Here is a 17,690-nt window from a genome sequence, read left to right as displayed (position 1 = left end):
TCCGGTCCCGACTCCGGAAACCTACCGCGCCAGCTGCGCCAGCCGACTCTCTCGCTCGGAGACTTCCGCGAGCAACTGCTCGGCGATCTCCTCCAGCAGCCGGTCCGGGTCGTCGGGCGCCATCCGCAGCATCGCGCCGATGGCGCTCTCCTCCAGCTCCTTGGCGACCAGCGTCAGCAGCTCCTTGCGGTGCGAGAGCCACTCCAGCCTGGCGTAGAGCTCCTCGCTCTCGCTGCGCCGGTGCTCCTCGGGCGCGGGTCCCGCCGCCCACTCCTCGGTCAGCTCCCGCAGCAGCGGCTCGTCCCCGCGCCCGTACGCGGCGTTGACGCGGGTGATGAACTCCTCGCGCCTGGCCCGCTCGTTGTCGTCCTGCGCCAGGTCCGGGTGCGCCTTGCGCGCCAGGTCGCGGTAGAGCTTGCGCGCCTCGTCACTCGGCCTGACCCGCTTGGGCGGCCGTACGGGCTGGTCGGTCAGCATCGCCGCCGCCTCGGGCGACAGCCCCTCCGAGTCGAGCCAGTCGTGGAACAGCTCCTCCACCCCCGGCATGGGCTGCACCAGCGCGCGGGCCTCCTCGGCCTTGCGCACGTCCACCGGGTCGCCGGTACGGGCGGCCCGCGCCTCGGCGATCATCGCGTCCAGCTCGTCGAGCCTGGCGTACATCGGCCCAAGCCGCTGGTGGTGCAGCCGGGAGAAGTTCTCCACCTCGACCCGGAAGGTCTCCAGCGCGATCTCGAACTCGATGAGCGCCTGCTCGGCGGCGCGCACGGCCTTCTCCAGCCGCGCCTCGGGCCGGGGCACGGCGGCCTCGGCCGCACCTGCCGCGTCCGCCGTCGCGCTCGACACGCTCGTCGCGTCCTGTACGTCCTGCTCGTCGTCGTTACGGATCGTCGGCTCCCCGGGGGCGTCGTGCATCACCCGTCCAGCGTACGGGCGATCGAACCCGCCCCTGCCCGTTCCCCCCACCACCGCCACCGCCCCGGCCCGTGACCGCCGCCGTCAGACGCCCAGCTCCGCCGCGATCCGCCCGCTCCTGACCGCCGCCACCAGCTCCGCGTGATCCGCCTCCGTACGGTCCGCGTACGCGACGGCGAAGGCCGCCACCGCGACGTCCAGCTCCTCGTTCTTGCCGCAGTACCCGGCGATCAGCCGGGGATCCACGCTGTGCGCGTGCGCCCGCGCCAACAGCGCCCCGGTCATCCGCCCGTAGTCGTCTATCTGGTCGGCGGGCAGCGCGGCCGGATCCACACTCCCCTTGCGGTTCCTGAACTGCCGTACCTGGTACGGCCTGCCGGCCACCGTCGTCCACCCCAGCAGGCTGTCGCTGACCACCTGCATCCGCTTCTGCCCGAGCACCACCCGCCGCCCCTCGTGCGTCACCCCGGGCACCTCGAACCCGGCGGCCGGCAGATACGGCAGCAGGGCGGAACCGCGCGCCTCCTTCACCTGGAGCACCAGCGGCTCGCCGCGGTGGTCGAGGAGCAGCACCACGTACGACCGGCTCCCTACGCTGCCGGTGCCGACGACCCGGAACGCCACGTCGTGGATCGCGTACCGCGCGAGCAGCGGCAGCCGGTCCTCCGACAGAGTCCCCAGATACTCCTCCAGCGAGGCGGCCACGGCCGCCGCCTCCTCGTCCGGCACCCGCCGCAGGACGGGCGGAGCGTCCACGAAGCGCCGCGACCCGCCCCCGCGCCCCTCCGCGCCCGGCGAGCCGTCGGCCTCCGGCACGGCCTCGGTCGACCTGGCGGCGAACCGCGCGCTCGTGTTGTTGCGTGCCTTCTCCGAGACCCGCTCCAGCGTGCCGGCCAGATCCCGCGCGTCGGCGTGCGAGACCAGCCGCTCGTCGGCGATCGCGTTCCACGCGTCGAGCGCGGGGAGCTTCGCCAGCAGCCGCATCGTGCGCCGGTACGAACCCACCGCGTCGCAGGCGCCGCGCCGGCACGTCTCCTCGTCCGCGCCCGCCTCGCGCCCTGCCAGCACCAGTGAGGTGGCGAGCCGCTTGACGTCCCACTCCCAGGGTCCGACGACGGTCTCGTCGAAGTCGTTGAGATCGATGACCAGGTGGCCGCGCGAATCCCCGTACAGACCGAAGTTCCCGGCGTGCGCGTCCCCGCAGATCTGCGCGCCGACGCCGGTGACCGGCGTGCCCACCAGGTCGTGGGCCATCAGCCCGGCCGAGCCCCGCAGGAACGCGAAGGGGGTGGCCGCCATCCGCCCCACCCGCAGCGGCGTCAGCCCCGGCACCCGGCCGCGGCTCGACTCCTCGACCGCCCGCAGCGCGTCGGGCCGCCCGGCCGCGAGGACGAGGGAGTCGTGCGAGGAGCGCGGCACCCGGGCCCGCAGCGCGTGCCCCCGCGCCTTGGGCGTGGGCGCCCCCGCCACGGACGCGCGCGGCGCGAACCCGGACACCTCCGGAATACGCCCGTCCCTGTGAGCTTCGCCCATGGCGTGCCGCCTCCCCCGTGCTCGTACGTGCTCGTGCCTGCTCCTGCCGAATCAGGCCAACATCAACCGAGCACGACGTTACCGCCGGGCGAAGCGGCCCGCCTCCCCCTGTGGACAACTACGGACAGGCACCCGTTCCCGGCCACAAAAGCGGGAGAAGACCCGCCCCGCCACACCTCGCCCCGCCCTAGCAGTTCCCCCCGCAGCGCCCCTCGGGCGGCGGCTCGCGCAGATATGACTCCGACCACATTCTCAGCTCTTTGAGCGCGGGCTCCATCGCCTGCCCCGCCTCCGTCAGCCGGTACGCGACCCGCAGCGGCGGCCCGTCGTCGACCTCCCGTACGACCAGCCCCGCGGCCGCCAGTTCCGTGAGCCGGTCCGAGAGCATGCGCTCGCTGATCCCCGGGATGGCGCGCCGCAGTTCGGCGAAGTGGACCGCGCGCTGCATCAGCACGGAAACGATCGGGCCGGTCCACCGCTTGCCGAACAGCTCGAAGACGCGGGTGATCCCCACGTCGACCTTCCTACACGCGTCCTCGCTGTGCTCCGCGTTCCGCTCCGCCATGCCCCCAGAGTACTGGCGCCTCCCGATCGGGGTGAAAAAAAGTAAGCGACTATGTTATCCATAGGTACGCACAGAAACTTGGTTCCTTACGGAGCCTCGGCCCTGTGCGCGCCCACCCCCACCCCTGCCCGATGGAGACCCGTCATGGCCACGCTTCTGCACCTCGACTCCGCCCTCTTCCCCCAGGGCTCCGCCTCCCGCGACATCACCGCCGCCTTCGTGAAGTCCTGGCTGGAGCAGCACCCGGAGGGCAAGGTCATCTACCGCGACCTCGCCGCCTCCCCGATCCCCCACCTGGACGCCGCGTCCGTCGGCGCGGGGGCGGACCACGCGCTGCGCGCCGAACTGGCCGCCGAGCTCGTGGAGGCCGACGCCGTCCTCATAGGCGCCCCGATGTACAACTTCACGATCCCCTCCACCCTCAAGGCGTGGCTCGACCAGGTGATCATCGTGGGCTCCAACACGGGACCCGACAGCGCGGTGACCGACACCCCGTTCACGATCGTCGCCAGCCGCGGCGGCTCGTACGCCGCCGGCACCCCCCGCGCGGACTTCGAGTTCGTCCAGAACTACCTGGAGAAGGTCCTGACCGCCATGCTCGGCGTCACCGAGATCGACTTCATCGTCCCGGAGCTGACCCTGGCCCCCGTGAAGCCGGAGATGGCCGACCTCATCCCCCTCGCCGAGGCGTCCCGCGCCAAGGCGCACGACGAGGCGATCCAGAAGGCCAAGGCCCTGGGCGCCCGCCACGCGGCCTGACGCGCGACAGCACAGACCGACAGCACGGAGCAACAGCACAAGAGCGGGCCTCCCGGAGCGGCGTACAACACGGCACCTCCGGGAGGCCCGCCCCACGTGAGGCCTGTCGCGTGCCGTCCCAAGTCACCACCGGAGTCATAAGCCGCAGCGCTGAGGATGCGATGCATCCGGGCTGGCCGCAGCGCGGAGTTGGCGGCGGCCTCGTCGGCGACATCGTGGTCCGGGTCCGACATCAGCCGCTCCAGCAGCTCGTCCGTGACGCCGGGGTGCCGGGCGACCCCGCCGCGCAGCGAGGCCTCGTCGGAGCGGGCGAGCTGCCGGAGAACCGTACTCGGACAGCTCCGAGTCCCGGAACCCGACCAGGCGCACGCCCGAGCTCCGCTCGTCGGCGAACGAACGCAGCGCTTGGCGCGGGAAGTGAGGATGGTCGGTGAGCGGCGGCCGGATGTGGGACATGTCGCCGCCTGCACCTACCAGCCGTTCCAGCCGTTCCAGGACCTCCGGCGGCGTGTCCGGCCGGGCGGCGGCAGCACGCCGGACCCGAAGGTCGGGGTCGTCGTCCAGCCAGCGCCGCGCCTCCTCCGGGAGGTCGCGGCAGGAGGCCAGCACAGGACGGAAGACGGGGTACTGGCAGTCCAGATAGGTCAGCCGCTCTTCGAGAGGCGCCTCGCGCAGCCAGCCCGGTTCGGCTAAGTTATAGTCTAGCGCCACCTCGGCCGCGACGCTCCCTCCGCGCGCTCGGCCTCCACGAGTGCGTACAGCCGGTCCCGGGTTCCGATGTCGACGTGCCGACTGAGCGCCACCGCGACGCACACGACCGGGTCGTCGACGTCCAAGAGCCGGGCAACCATCCCGGCCGACAGATGCCGGTTCCTGGCGACAGCCTGAAGGATCTCCGCGTCCCCGCTCCTCACGAGTCGCTCGAACTGCTCCCAGGTGAGCGGGACATAGCGGACCACGTTCGCGCGTACTGCCACGTCGGCGAGGCACCCCTCCCGCCATTCCGGCGGGACACCCGGCTGCTCGCCCTCGGTCGCGGCGGCACGGACCAGCGGATCCGGATCGGCCAGCAGTCGTGCCTGCACCGCGACCGGCCGGTCGTATCAGTTCCGCGCGACCGCGACGCGGAGCATCGGATCCCGCGCGCTGTCCGAGGCCGGCCGTATGCCTCCTCCAGGTGGTAGACGCCGAGCGCCACCGCGCTGTCCACCATGTCGCGGACGAAGTCCGCGTACGCGTCCCGGATCGCCCGATCCGGATGCCGGCGAGCCTGCGGCGCATCGCCGGAGAGAGCCGGTCCCCGTGAAGGCCCACCACGGTGCGCCTGTCGCCGTGCGCCAACAGCGCCTCGACGACGGCGTCCGCCAGCCGCCCGTGACGCCGCGACATCCCGCGCCGACCAGCCGCGTGTGCGGCCAGGCGCACCAGAACGTCCTGAGGGGCCACTGGGTTCCGCGCCAATCCGGACAGTTGCGGATGATCGAGGCTCGTCACGCGCTCAACCTAAGCTCAACCCAAGGCGTGGCGTCCGGGCCGGGTTCGTGGGGCGAGGGCCGCCCAGTGACATGCGTCACTGTGAGCGGCCTCACGCGTACGAAGCAACGCCCCGAGCACCGAAGCCCCCGGCTCGGACGCACGAAACAGCCGTACGCCCAACCCGCCCCCGTACATACGAGAAGCGGGCCCCACCAGGACTTTCGTCCCCGGCCAGGACCCCCTCTTCGGTTTCTCTGTTCTGTCCGTATACCTGTGGGGCGACGACGAAAGCTGCCGATCACGCCTTGATTCGTGTTTCTCGTAGATCGTTTCCCACACCGCAAGTGGGTCCAGCGTTGTCCGACGCGCATTGGGACGCAACGACCTCAACAGCTGCGTTGGCCAGAAAGGACGCTGGCCGGCCTACTGCCCGCCCGGCAGCCCCACCACGACTGCGAGCGCGAACCCAGTGATCGCCGCCACACAGCGTCAAGCCTCGCCCACCTTGGCAGCACCCCGCTCACAGCGAAGCTTCCGCACACACCCCGCCACCTCCATAGGGTTCAAGCCGGATCCAAGGGAAGCGACACGACACCAGGGCTTCGCACTGAAATAACATGGGTGGAGTCCTCAGGCGTTTCAGTCTGATTCACTCACCGTGGTTGCGGTAGTCGAGACTCCACACGTTATGTTGCGGAAGTTCAGCAGGATGCGATTAGCCCAGAAGCGACAGGGTCAGCCAAGACTGCGTATGAGCCCTCCACGTAGAGCCACGTGAAGTGGGCAGGGACATCCATCTGGGACAGGTGGTCACACCGCCAACTCGCGGTCGCGAGCCAACTCTCTGGGCTGGGGCCAGCATCGGCATGCCACACGAGGGTGTAGAGCAGTGGGCGCTAGCCAAACCGGCGCCGACGTGAGTCCGCTTCATTCTGGGGTGGGTCCCACTTCAGGCGATGGCATACGTGTGCGCGTGGCCGTGCCTAAGACCGGAGACCTTCGTCCGGTGACCGTTGAGCGCCATCCAGCGGCCGGTCGTGGACACGAGACCGTCATCGGCGACTGTTCCCGGGGTGTCGCTGGCTGCATAGCAAGGTCCAGTGCATGACGTGGATCGCGGACTTCAACGACCCCCGGCCGCGCGATAGCACCGCCAGCGGCAAGCCACTCGTCGGATCAGCCAGGAACACGAACCCGGGCCGGCCACGAGGACTGGGACACGTACCCAACGGCTCTACGATCCCAGGGGTTTGATCAGGGGGTGCGGCAGGAGACCAGGGGACGTTCTCCCCTCTTTGTCAGAGGCGGGTGCGACGATGTCATCAGCATGAATCGCCCAACCTTGGAGCTGTTCCCTGGAACCCAACGGACACAGCAACCGGACATGCGAACGCTCAGGCGAAAGCGTCACCCACTACACTCGGGCAAACCCGGGGGCACCCGGAGTGCCTGACCACTGCGGAGATCAGACCATGCGATACGCGGGATCGATCTCCCGAAAAGCACATTCAGTCGATGGAGAGGAAGCCGCACCAGCGATGCTAGAGGACTCCACCCGCACCAACTGGGATCAGGATCAAAGCGCAGAAGTCGTGGATAAAATGGACGCGATGGAGGAAATTGCAACTTCTCAACACCTCCCGAATATTCCACTAGCTCGAAAGCCAGAACCACCGTCCGACTACCTCTCACACTTTCCTACAGCCAATCTTCCGCACCAGCGCGTTGAAGTAGGGGACGCACGGAAAACACCCTTTGATGACAAAAGTGTAGATCTGATCGTAACCTCACCTCCGTACTGGCAGAAGAGAGATTACGACGTCGATGGTCAGATCGGCCAGGAAAAGGAGCCCCAAGGGTACGTCGACGCCATGATGGACTGCCTGAAGGAGTGGCGCAGAATCCTTCGCCATACAGGGTCCGTTTTCATGAACGTTGGCGACACCTACAAAAATCAAAGTCTCGTAGGAATTCCGGGACGACTTGAAGCAGCAGCCATCGACAACGGATGGCAGATTCGTAATCGCATCATCTGGGCCAAGGCTGGCGGAATGCCTGAGCCAGCGAAAAGCAGACTTGCAAACCGTCATGAATACATCATTCACCTGACCCCGCGCCCAAGGTACTACTACGACCTCCTGGCATATTCTGACGATGTCGGTAATGGGTCGAACCCTGGCGATATCTGGTGGATTAACCCTGAAAGGAACATGGGGAAGCATCTTGCTCCATTTCCCACCGAGATCGTTCGCCGTGCAGTACTACTCGCCTGCCCCGTTGCAGTCTGCTCTAGTTGCGGCGCCCCGTTCCGTCGACTTACTGAACGCAGCGACCAACTCGACCCGACCCGCACACAGGCCGTCAGGGCGATGCAGCTGGCCAAGGAGGCAAAACTTACACCCGCCCACATCGCGGCCATTCAAGCGACTGGAGTGTCCGATGCCGGCAAGGCCCTGAAGGTACAGAACGGCACAGGTCGAAACTCTGCCGAGGTTCGTGCCTTGGCCGCCGAGGCGAAAAAAGTGCTGGGCGGCTACTTCAGAGAGTTCACCTTCGCGAAGCGCCGCTCAATGGGCTGGGAGCGGAGCTGTGTACACGTCGACGCTCCTCAGGATCGTGGGGTGGTGCTCGATCCATTTATGGGCACGGGGACAACACTACGTACTGCGTACGCAATGGGTCGTTCCGCGCTTGGCATTGACCTGGCCTCGCATACGGATGACCTGCTATTTTAAGAATCTTCACCCGAAAAAGTCTTGGCGCCTATCGGACTCACGGCAGCAATCTGATGAGATCCTCCAGCAAATGAGCTGGCTCCCGAAGCACCAGAGCAAGGCAGTTGACCCAGTCTTGATGGGAGACAGGATCCGGGTGGGCTGCTGACGTTCTCAGGGCATTCAACGATTCCAGATAAGGAACCGTCAGGGCCAGTGCGGCGATGTCAACATTGTTCGAGAGCAAATAGTTTCTGACGGCTCGACTGTCTGCATCGGATGGATTCAGCGTCGTTGCTTCTTTTATCATCCTGATGACCTGACCGAGCATTCGTTTCCTGGCAACTTCCGGACGAATCTGAGAGACAGGAAAAAGGAGTCGCTCTCTGAGGCACCCCTCGACGGCCTTCCCAAATCCCACTACCGGTCCTGAGTAGTCCGCGTCGGAAGACAACAGCGTGGCTGCATAAAGTGCACTGGCGAGAAATCTCTGGTGATCATTGGATAGAAGGTTGAATTCAGCGAGATCAATTTTGATCATATTCATCCACTGCTGGAGACCATCGTTTCCAATCCGTGCACACAGCGCTACCAATTCGGCAACCAGAAATCTCTCTCTCGCAGATTCCACCTCCTCTTGTGAGTCAGATTCCGAGATGGGTACTCCATCAGGAACTCCATGGGCCTCCAAGATCATGTTCGCCAGAGTTTGCAGTGCCGGCTTGTTATGACCTTGTTTGGAGGGATCCAGACCCAAGGCCAGAACCATCCCACCGCTTTTACTAGAATACTGATAGATCGGCGCCACCGAAAGATTCGGTTCATAATAGATGATGGCACCACGGCCGGCTGCTTCATCTCCTGAATTACTGAAGTAGCCCAGCATTTTGTAGATCTCTTCAGTCGGCTTTCCGCGTTGCCGGAGCTTGGGATCGACATAGACAGTACTGCCCGGCATTTTTTCGCCCCCCTCGTTCAATCGGGTGAGAACTGTCATGTCGGGACGGCCTCCGAGAGGCTTTTGATTAGAAGTGTCAGCCCACACCAATTCATTTCCCACAACAAACGCTTGCAGGCTTCGTTGGTAGTAGATCTCGATTTTCCCCGTCAGCGTTTCCCACACGTACACCGGGAGCGAGCGACCTTGGCGCATGTTCGGGACCATCCGAGGAGTTCCAAGGGAATCACTGATGGTTGACGCGAGATTGTGCATGCACCATAGTTCGAACAGAGTCGAATCGAAACTCTTACCATAGAAGACCCAGTTTATCTCCCCGCCAGTTTCCTGTGGGTTTACCTGGAGGCTCAGAGCGATCCAGGAAGAGAGCTCGCGGTACGGCTCAGGATTTGATACATGGCCGGCATCGAGGCGCCGCTCGACTTGATCGAGAAGGTTTTGGATCAAGCTCCGCTGGCCGACCTGTTGAGCACTACTGAGACAGTCAAAGAACGGCGGTTGCTGAGAAAGTTCAAGCAGTTCACGGAAGGCCACTGCAGCTCGCACGCTCTCTGGCCCCCCATCTGGCGGCGCTGCAACCGCTAGGGCGTCCTCTAGTTCGGCCTGACACCAGAGCAAGGCGTACGTCGCAAGAATATTCTCAGGAGTAGCGGAAGATCGCTGCACTTTGCGGATCGGATAGACAACTGGCGCTCGTCTCTCGTGTCGGCGTATGGCCCAGCGAGGAACATCTAGTTGCCCGCTGAGGTGCCCGATCGAATTGTGGCGTCGTACAGCATAGCGAAAATTTGACCGGGTCCGAATATCATTGACAATTCCCGCCAAGCGAGCGCTGCTCGCCAAAGCCACCCTCAAGCGCAAGCCCTCCAAATTATCCGTGGCATTCTGTTCATATTTTTCGGTGGCATCAAGCCCAATCGACTGGTTCTCCAGAGAGAAACTGCTTCCCCCAGCGAAGTAGGAGCCGAGGAGCAAAAGAACAGAAGAGATTGCCGCTTCTCGCCCCGTGACACTCAGATACCCGCCGTACTTTTCGGCGCCGCCCTCAGTTTCCATGACCCGTCCTCGCGCTACTCGAAATCAAAGCTTCAGCGAACAGACTGCGTATTGCTGAGGTGTTTCACAGCCCGAAGCGTCTCTTCGAGATCGGGATATTGCTCTTTGAGGTGACTTGCGAATGCTGCAACATGCGTTGACCGGAGATTTCCCATCTGCGGAACAATGCGGTCGGCGAAGCAAACATCCAAGGTTCGAATCAGTGACTTCACGGTACTGTCGGCACCAGACCCACGAAGCAGTACCGCCTTCCACAGGTCTCGGACCTGAGCGCTTCCCAGCGGCCAGCCACAAAGCGGCTCACCCTCATTGGTCTTTTCGTAACGAAGCCACGTGATCAACTCTCGAATTTGAGTCTCGATCGTCTCAAACTTCTCCGCCAAGGCGACATACGCCACGGCTCCTCCCTCTCCCTCTTGGTCCGCACCCTCTAGAGGAGACAGGGAAGGGACTTCATATTGATTGCTAAGCCAATCCTGCGCCTGCTTTCGACACAAACTGACCTCCGCCTTGACCTGATCCTCTTCAGGGACACCTACATAGATGAACTGGAACCGTCTCGAGAGTCCCTGAGAGAGCGAGTTCACATACGAAGTGTCTACGTCATTCATGGTTCCGATGATGCGGAATCGCCCTGGGAACCACAGGCGTTTGCGGTCCGGATCCTCTTCGAATGACAGATCAACCGGGGTGGAGGCCAAGTCGGCGGAGTCTGTCGAGGAGAGTGTGGTATACAGGCCACCGATAGCTCGGTCGATATCGGCTCGGTTAAGCTCATCGAGGATCAACCAGCTGGCAATCCCCCTCTGATTCACTTCGTCATCGAGGCCCTGTTGCTGTCCGTTCTCGCCCGCTGCGCGTACAACACGGGCGCAGTCCAGTGCTGCTTCGGTTACGTATCCCAATGTCGGCGCCAACGTACTGTCACGCATAGGACGCAGACCACCGATGACCTCGTAGGTCGTCCAATCCGCGGTCGCCGTCCGCATAGTTGAAGTAGCCTGGAAGGCGCGAGCCAATATCCGTGCAAGTCTAGTCTTCGCTGTTCCGGGTGGTCCTTGAAGAATCACATGCCCGGTGAGCAGACCAATGACACAGCGCTCGAGCAGATTGTCTGCGTCAGGCAGCACCAAGTCTGCCGCAGCAACTAGCTTACTGAGTCGTTCAACGAGCGCCCGGACGTCATGATCAGGAAGCCCCACTCTTGCGAACTCCTCTGTCCAGGCGTATCCCTCAGAATCAGGCTCTTCCTCTGCTGTCAGAGACTCGGTGGCAGGAATGGAGATGAGTTCCGCTGGCTGCAGGGGAGGGGACGGCAGAAGAGCCGCCAAAGTCGCCCCGCTCCAGTGCCCGACTGCATCAACTGCGTCGTATTCGACAAGGAAGTCTTGAAGCAGTAGTCCGGCTTCGGCTTTGTCAAGCCTTAGCTGAGCCTTCATCTCCCTGATCAAGGCTGCGACGTCAACAGGTCCCGGCTCAAGATCTTCCCGATTCCGCGCCAACCAGATCGCCATCTGTCGTTCAGGCAGAGCCTGTCCGGAAAGTTGACTGCCCAACGCGTTGAGGTAGTTGTTAGTTAGGCTAACAGTGGCGCTGCCGCGCTCAGCTTTGACGCTGATCAGGTCGCGCATACCTTGGCTGGGACGAAGGATCTGGGTCCACACAGTTCCAACAGGCCAGCCACCGTTAGCTTGGTTGGTCTGCCAACCTTGGGTGATCGGATCGAACCAACCGTACAACGGGTGCCCGGAGACGCCGAACAGGTACTCGCACGCCGTAATGATCTGTTGTGCGGTGATGGTGATCGCCCCGCCTGCGTCGAGCCCCAGATACTTGAGCACCAGAAGTTTCTGCAAGTTCGACCGCGGGCGAGTCTTCACCTGGTTCTGGCCAATAACGTGTGATGCGGCAACGAGCTGGTCCGGCCTGATTCTCGCCATTTAGTTGGGCTCTCCGTTCATCGGTAGCATCGCGGCAACGGTGATGCATCAGCGGGTACGTTCGTCAGACTAGACGAATAGGTGTTCAAGGGCTGACGTTGCGGTCAGTGATCGTAGGCGGTCAGTGACTGCTTCACTGGCTGTTCGGTCTTGTCGTAGTGGTGAGCGCGAGAATCCGGCACAGGACGCGGGCCACACCCCCTGCAGGAGTCTTACCTCCATGCCATTCAGGCCGATTTGCACCTTAAGAGTCTCGTTGATCAACTCGATGAGCTGCCGCAGAAGCTTGAATAGATGCGCGCCCGCCGGATAGGCATTGCCGTGCCACGGCGGCCCGCTTCACGACGGCGACCGGAGTGCTGTGCGCAGCGGTATTCATGTCGGTGGCCACCGTGACACCGCGCTCAACGAGCCCATCCGCGAGTGGCGCCGGCGTGGACCATGCCACTCAGGGGGTCACGTATGAAATCGAAGGCGGGTTGCAAGTTGTCCTTGAGGCGCCGCGCCGGAAAGAGAAGGGTGGGCGCTGACGGCTTCCAGGTTTGCGGCGGGCTCGGTGCCAGAGAGGACGCCCTACCTGCGGCGACAGGCGCGTCCTCCGAGGCCCCTCATACGCTCCCAAAGGTCTCGATCTGGTTTGAGGTCAGGCCAAGTCCGATCGCTGTGCCACAGGAGCGCGACGAGGACGGCGCGGCCGGGCCGACCCTGGTCCAAGTATAGGAAGACCGCACAAGGGAAGACTCAAATAGGCAGTCGCCAAGACCGATCTGATGGCGGAGGTCGCTCTGCACGCCACCGACCAGGGCGCGATCGCCATGGACTTAGAAGCCATCTCATTTGGTGAGCCTGCGGTAGCAGATCAGGGTGCAGGCGATGCTGGTGAAGGCGAGGAAGTGGTCGGCTTTGCGTTCGTAGCGTCGGTGGAGGCGGCGGCAGCCGGCGAGACAGGCCATGGTGCGTTCCACGGTCCAGCGGTGGCGGCCCAGCCGTTGCGGGGACTCGACTCCCTTGCGGGCGATGCGGTGGGTGATGCCGCGCTCGCGTAACCCATCGCCTCAGGTGGGCGTAGTCGTAGCCCTTGTCGGCGTGGAGCTTGCCGGGCATGCGCCGTCGCCGGCCGCGGCGCGAGCGGATCCGCGGGATGCCCTTCACGAGTGGGATCAGGGCCTGGCTGTCGTGCAGATTGGCCCCGGAAATGCCGATGGATATGGGCAGACCCGACCGTTCCGTGATCAGGTGGATCTTCGAGCCGAACTTGCCCCGGTCGACAGGATTCGGACCCGTCAGGTCCCCCTTTTCAGGGCCCGCATGTTCACCGAGTCGATCGCGCACCGCGACCAGTCCAACTCGCCGCGGGCACCGAGCTCGTCGAGGACCAGCCGGTGAAGCTTGGCCCACACCCTGGCCTTCGACCACTCCGAGAACCGCCGGTGGGCAGTCGCTCCGGACGGGCCGAACGAAGCCGACGGCACCTGCTGCCAGGTACAACCTGAAGTAGCCACGAACACGATCGCGGCCAGCACCTCCCGGTCGCCGTGCCGACGCCGACCACCACCCTGCGGGCGCGACGGTGCCGCCGGCACCACCCGCTGGAACAACTCCCACAACTCGTCCGGCACCAGCCGCTCAACGATCCCCACCATGGCCAACACTCTACCGAGTCATCCAAATGAGATGACTTCTTAGACACGGATGCCGACCACCAGCACCTCCTGCAACAGGTCCAGCGGGTTTTCCCACAGTAGGCACCGCAGCGCTAGGTCGAGGAACACGCGCGGGTCGCGGCATGGGGGCTGGAGAGCTTTATCAACCTCGGGAACGTGGAACGCGCGTTCCGCCGGCCCTACGGAACAGTGGATGCCGACCGCGCCTACCGCGTACACACCTTTGACCTCAAGCTCCTTGAGGACCCACGAACGCCTTGAATCAGGAGGTACTCGCCGTATCCGCGCATCGCTGCCCAGACCGTCCTCTTGCCTTGGCCTTCCAACTCGCCGCCGCCAATCGCCGCAAGCTCACCGCCCGGGCCGACGCCATCGCCCTCCACAACAACCGCCCCGCCGCCGCCCCACAACCAAGCCACGGGGCACCCGGCACCCGAGGGCCCCAACAAACCTTGAGATCTAGCTCACACCAAAGGGAGCTCCAGGGCACGACCCGGTCCCGAACGATCAAAGATCCACAACGAAACGCGGACGACAAGCGGGCCCCGACAGCCCGACGATCGTCCGCGTCCTCATGCCCAGAAACGACGGAGCAGGCAGCATCATGATCATGATGCTGCCTGCTCCGTCTGTGCAACCGGACACCTTCCGTCGGTGTCCCGCTGTGCGCGAGGGGGGAGTTGAACCCCCACGCCCTTTCGGGCACTGGAACCTGAATCCAGCGCGTCTGCCTATTCCGCCACCCGCGCATTGGGTGTGCCGTCCGGTGCCTCACCTGCTGGTGTGCGCTCCTGGCGACATCGAGAAGATTAGCACGCTGGAGGGGGTCGAATCACATCCGTTTGTTTGGCCGGGCCGGTCCCGGAACAGGGAACGAACGGGGGCGGCCCCCACTCCTCCTCAGTGCACCCGGGGTGCGGGACACTGTCAGGAGGCCGCCTCTACGATCCGTGTGAGAGGTGACACTCATCAACGGGGCGGACATGGGGAACCAGCCTATTTCCCGGCGCGTGGATACGATCAGTAAGCAGTACCAGGACAGCAACGACCGAGGAGGTGCCCCATGGGAGTCATGAAGCGTTTCGAACAGCGTCTCGAAGGTTTGGTCAACGGCACCTTCGCGAAGGTCTTCAAGTCCGAGGTCCAGCCCGTAGAGATCGCCGGCGCCCTCCAACGGGAGTGCGACAACAACGCGACGATCTGGAACCGCGAGCGGACCGTCGTGCCCAACGACTTCATCGTCGAGCTGAGCACGCCCGACTACGAGCGGCTCAGCCCGTACTCCGGACAGCTCGGGGACGAACTGTCCGGGCTGGTCCGCGACTACGCGAAGCAGCAGCGCTACACCTTCATGGGCCCCATCAAGGTCCACCTGGAGAAGGCCGAGGACCTCGACACCGGCCTGTACCGGGTGCGCAGCCGCACCCTGGCGTCGAGTACGTCCCAGGCCTCGGGGCCCGCCCCCGCGGCCCCCCAGGGCGGCTACGGCTACCCGCCCGCCGCCGCGCCCCCCATGCCCGCCGCACCCCCGCCCGGCGCCCACCAGCCGCCGCCCGGAGGCCCGGGGCAGGGACCAGGACCCGGCCACGCGGCCGGACCGGGCCCCGCTGCCGGACCCGGCGGACTGCCGGGCACCCAGGTAAGACGCTGGATCGAGATCAACGGCACCCGCCACCAGATCTCCCGCGCGACGCTCGTGCTCGGCCGCAGCACCGAGGCGGACGTACGGATCGACGACCCCGGCGTATCGCGGCGGCACTGCGAGATCCGGGTCGGTACGCCCTCGACTATCCAGGATCTCGGGTCCACCAACGGCATCGTGGTAGACGGACAGCACACCACCCGCGCTACGCTCCGCGACGGCTCGCGGATCGTCGTGGGCAATTCCACCATCGTTTACCGGCAAGCCGAAGGGTGAAGCGGGGGCAATGTCAGAGCTGACCCTGACGGTCATGCGGCTAGGTTTCCTGGCCGTTCTGTGGCTGTTCGTGATCGTGGCCGTCCAGGTCATCCGCAGCGACCTGTTCGGAACACGCGTCACCCAGCGCGGCTCACGCCGCAACGCGGACGCCAGACCGCAACAGGCACGCCAGACCGCGGCGGCCCCGCCGCCGCAACGCCAGCAGCAGGGAGGCCGGCAGCGCCGCGGCGCACCCACCAAGCTGGTCGTCTCCGAAGGCATCCTGACCGGCACCACGGTCGCGCTCCAGGGGCAGACCATCACGCTGGGCCGCGCGCACGACTCAACGATCGTGCTGGACGACGACTACGCGTCCAGCCGGCATGCCAGGATCTACCCGGACCGTGACGGCCAGTGGATCGTCGAGGATCTCGGGTCCACCAACGGCACGTATCTCGACCGGACCCGGCTCACGACCCCGACACCGATTCCGCTGGGCTCACCGATCCGCATCGGGAAGACCGTCATCGAGCTGCGGAAGTAGTACGACAATGAGCGAGCGGAGCGAGCGAGCCGCAGCGGTCCCGACAGCGGACCGGAGCAGGCTCCCGACCGGAGGGTGGGCAGTGTGGCTCGAGACCGGCTGGCGCGACAGTCGACCGGCGAGCCGACGGGCGAGGTGCGCATGAGTCTGTCGCTGCGCTTCGCCGCCGGGTCGCACAAAGGCATGATCCGGGAGGGCAACGAGGACTCCGGCTACGCCGGCCCCCGATTGCTCGCCATCGCCGACGGCATGGGCGGCCAGGCCGCCGGTGAGGTCGCCTCCTCCGAGGTGATCTCCACCCTCGTGCAGCTCGACGACGACGTGCCGGGCTCCGACATCCTCACCTCGCTCGGCACGGCGGTCCAGCGCGCCAACGACCAGCTCCGCCTGATGGTCGAGGAGGACCCGCAGCTGGAGGGCATGGGCACCACGCTCACCGCCCTCCTGTGGACCGGCCGGCGCCTCGGCCTCGTCCACGTCGGCGACTCCCGCGCGTACCTCCTGCGCGACGGCGTCCTCACCCAGATCACCCAGGACCACACCTGGGTGCAACGCCTGGTCGACGAGGGCCGGATCACCGAGGAAGAGGCCACCACCCACCCGCAGCGCTCCCTGCTGATGCGCGCGCTGGGCAGCGGCGACCACGTCGAGCCGGACCTCTCCATCCGCGAGGTACGGGCGGGCGACCGGTACCTGATCTGTTCGGACGGTCTCTCCGGCGTCGTCTCCCACCAGACCATGGAAGAGGCCCTCGCCGGCTACCAGGGCCCGCAGGAGACCATCCAGACCCTCATCGAGCTGGCCCTGCGCGGCGGCGGGCCCGACAACATCACCTGCATCGTCGCCGACGTCCTGGACGTCGACGCCAACGACACCCTCGCCGCCCAGCTCAACGACACGCCCGTCGTCGTCGGCGCCGTCGCCGAGAACCAGCTCCCGCCCAGCGCCGCGGAGAACGCCGCCGCGATGCAGACCCCCGCGGGCCGCGCGGCCGGCCTCGGCCGCGCCGTACCGCAGCAGCCCGCCGGCGGCTTCGGCCCGCCCGGCAGCGGCGACGACCCCGGCTACGGCGGCATGCCGCCCGAGGGCGGGTACGGGACCTACAGCGACGACGACTTCGTCAAACCCGGCGGCGGCCGCAAGTGGGCCAAGAGATCCTTCTACGTCGTCCTGGCGCTCGCCGTGGTCGGCGGCGGCCTGTACGGCGGCTACCGCTGGACCCAGACCCAGTACTACGTCGGCTCCAACAAGCAGCATGTCGCGCTCTACCGGGGCATCAGCCAGGACCTGGCCTGGGTCTCGCTCTCGAAGGTCCACAAGGACCACCCCGAGATCGAACTCAAGTACCTCCCCGACTACCAGCGCAAGCAGGTCGAGAGCACCATCACCGAAGGCAACCTGAGCGAGGCCGGCAAGAAGATCGACGCGCTCGCCGTCCAGGCCTCGGCCTGCAAGAAGGACGAGCAGCGCCGCGCCGCCGAGCGGGCGGCCGACGTGGCCGACAGCGAGGAGCAGGTGGGCGGCACCAAGCCGACCGACAAGCCCTCGACCGGTCCGACCGACACCACCAAGCCCGACAAAGCCACTCCCAATCCGGGCCCCAGCCTCTCGGAAGAGGAGCAGAAAGTGGCCTCGAACTGCGGGAAGCAGTAGCGGCCGAGGGGGCCTC

General features: G+C 65.4%; 11 protein-coding genes, 1 tRNA gene and 1 pseudogene. 5 read left to right on the top strand and 8 right to left on the bottom strand.

Features of this window, described 5'->3' with window-relative positions:
• Positions 1-21 precede the first annotated feature (21 nt).
• The 3 genes from ACIO1C_RS05165 to ACIO1C_RS05155 all read right to left on the bottom strand — a co-directional run bounded on the left by ACIO1C_RS05165 (position 22) and on the right by ACIO1C_RS05155 (position 3,010).
• Entirely contained in the window at positions 22-912 is an 891-nt protein-coding gene (locus ACIO1C_RS05165; protein ID WP_401859121.1) for a J domain-containing protein, read from the bottom strand.
• An 84-nt stretch (positions 913-996) separates the two neighbouring features.
• A complete protein-coding gene (locus tag ACIO1C_RS05160) occupies positions 997-2,445 on the bottom strand; it encodes a DUF2252 domain-containing protein (protein ID WP_401858785.1) in 1,449 nt (482 codons plus the stop codon).
• Between the two features lie 187 nt (positions 2,446-2,632).
• Positions 2,633-3,010: a winged helix-turn-helix transcriptional regulator gene (locus tag ACIO1C_RS05155; protein WP_401858783.1), complete on the bottom strand. Its 378-nt coding sequence runs from the start codon at positions 3,008-3,010 to the stop codon at positions 2,633-2,635.
• A gap of 144 nt (positions 3,011-3,154) precedes the next feature.
• Here ACIO1C_RS05155 and ACIO1C_RS05150 point away from each other — a divergent pair, with 144 nt between their 5' ends.
• Positions 3,155-3,769 carry an FMN-dependent NADH-azoreductase gene (locus tag ACIO1C_RS05150; RefSeq protein WP_401858781.1) on the top strand — a complete coding sequence of 205 codons (615 nt, stop codon included), beginning with the start codon at positions 3,155-3,157 and terminating at the stop codon, positions 3,767-3,769.
• A gap of 701 nt (positions 3,770-4,470) precedes the next feature.
• Here the strand turns inward: ACIO1C_RS05150 and ACIO1C_RS05145 are convergent.
• Positions 4,471-4,854 (bottom strand): hypothetical protein, encoded by a 384-nt coding sequence (locus tag ACIO1C_RS05145; RefSeq protein WP_401858779.1) that lies wholly within the window; start codon positions 4,852-4,854, stop codon positions 4,471-4,473.
• A gap of 1,929 nt (positions 4,855-6,783) precedes the next feature.
• On the opposite strand from ACIO1C_RS05145, the gene ACIO1C_RS05140 reads away from it, so the two are divergent.
• A complete protein-coding gene (locus tag ACIO1C_RS05140) occupies positions 6,784-7,980 on the top strand; it encodes a DNA-methyltransferase (protein WP_401858778.1) in 1,197 nt (398 codons plus the stop codon).
• 37 nt (positions 7,981-8,017) lie between these two features.
• On the opposite strand, the gene ACIO1C_RS05135 is transcribed toward ACIO1C_RS05140, so the two are convergent.
• The 4 genes and pseudogenes from ACIO1C_RS05135 to ACIO1C_RS05120 all read right to left on the bottom strand — a co-directional run bounded on the left by ACIO1C_RS05135 (position 8,018) and on the right by ACIO1C_RS05120 (position 14,326).
• The gene (locus ACIO1C_RS05135; RefSeq protein WP_401858776.1) at positions 8,018-9,973 is read right to left on the bottom strand and encodes a hypothetical protein; all 1,956 of its coding nucleotides are present in this window, start codon (positions 9,971-9,973) and stop codon (positions 8,018-8,020) included.
• A 32-nt stretch (positions 9,974-10,005) separates the two neighbouring features.
• Entirely contained in the window at positions 10,006-11,814 is a 1,809-nt protein-coding gene (locus tag ACIO1C_RS05130) for an AAA family ATPase (protein WP_401858774.1), read from the bottom strand.
• A gap of 932 nt (positions 11,815-12,746) precedes the next feature.
• Positions 12,747-13,556, bottom strand: a pseudogene (locus ACIO1C_RS05125) (IS5 family transposase).
• 686 nt (positions 13,557-14,242) lie between these two features.
• A tRNA-Leu gene (locus tag ACIO1C_RS05120) sits at positions 14,243-14,326 on the bottom strand.
• A gap of 314 nt (positions 14,327-14,640) precedes the next feature.
• On the opposite strand from ACIO1C_RS05120, the gene ACIO1C_RS05115 reads away from it, so the two are divergent.
• From ACIO1C_RS05115 to ACIO1C_RS05105, 3 genes are all read left to right on the top strand, one after another.
• Positions 14,641-15,495: an FhaA domain-containing protein gene (locus ACIO1C_RS05115; RefSeq protein ID WP_401858773.1), complete on the top strand. Its 855-nt coding sequence runs from the start codon at positions 14,641-14,643 to the stop codon at positions 15,493-15,495.
• A 10-nt stretch (positions 15,496-15,505) separates the two neighbouring features.
• A complete protein-coding gene (locus ACIO1C_RS05110) occupies positions 15,506-16,021 on the top strand; it encodes an FHA domain-containing protein (protein ID WP_401858770.1) in 516 nt (171 codons plus the stop codon).
• Between the two features lie 84 nt (positions 16,022-16,105).
• Positions 16,106-17,674 (top strand): PP2C family protein-serine/threonine phosphatase, encoded by a 1,569-nt coding sequence (locus ACIO1C_RS05105; RefSeq protein WP_401858767.1) that lies wholly within the window; start codon positions 16,106-16,108, stop codon positions 17,672-17,674.
• The last annotated feature ends 16 nt before the right edge of the window (positions 17,675-17,690 follow it).

Source organism: Streptomyces sp. NPDC087420, assembly GCF_044744165.1.
In the GTDB taxonomy this organism is placed as follows: domain Bacteria; phylum Actinomycetota; class Actinomycetes; order Streptomycetales; family Streptomycetaceae; genus Streptomyces.
The sequence above is the reverse complement of the archived record's forward strand: the minus strand, read 5'-3'. Positions and strand labels throughout refer to the sequence as shown.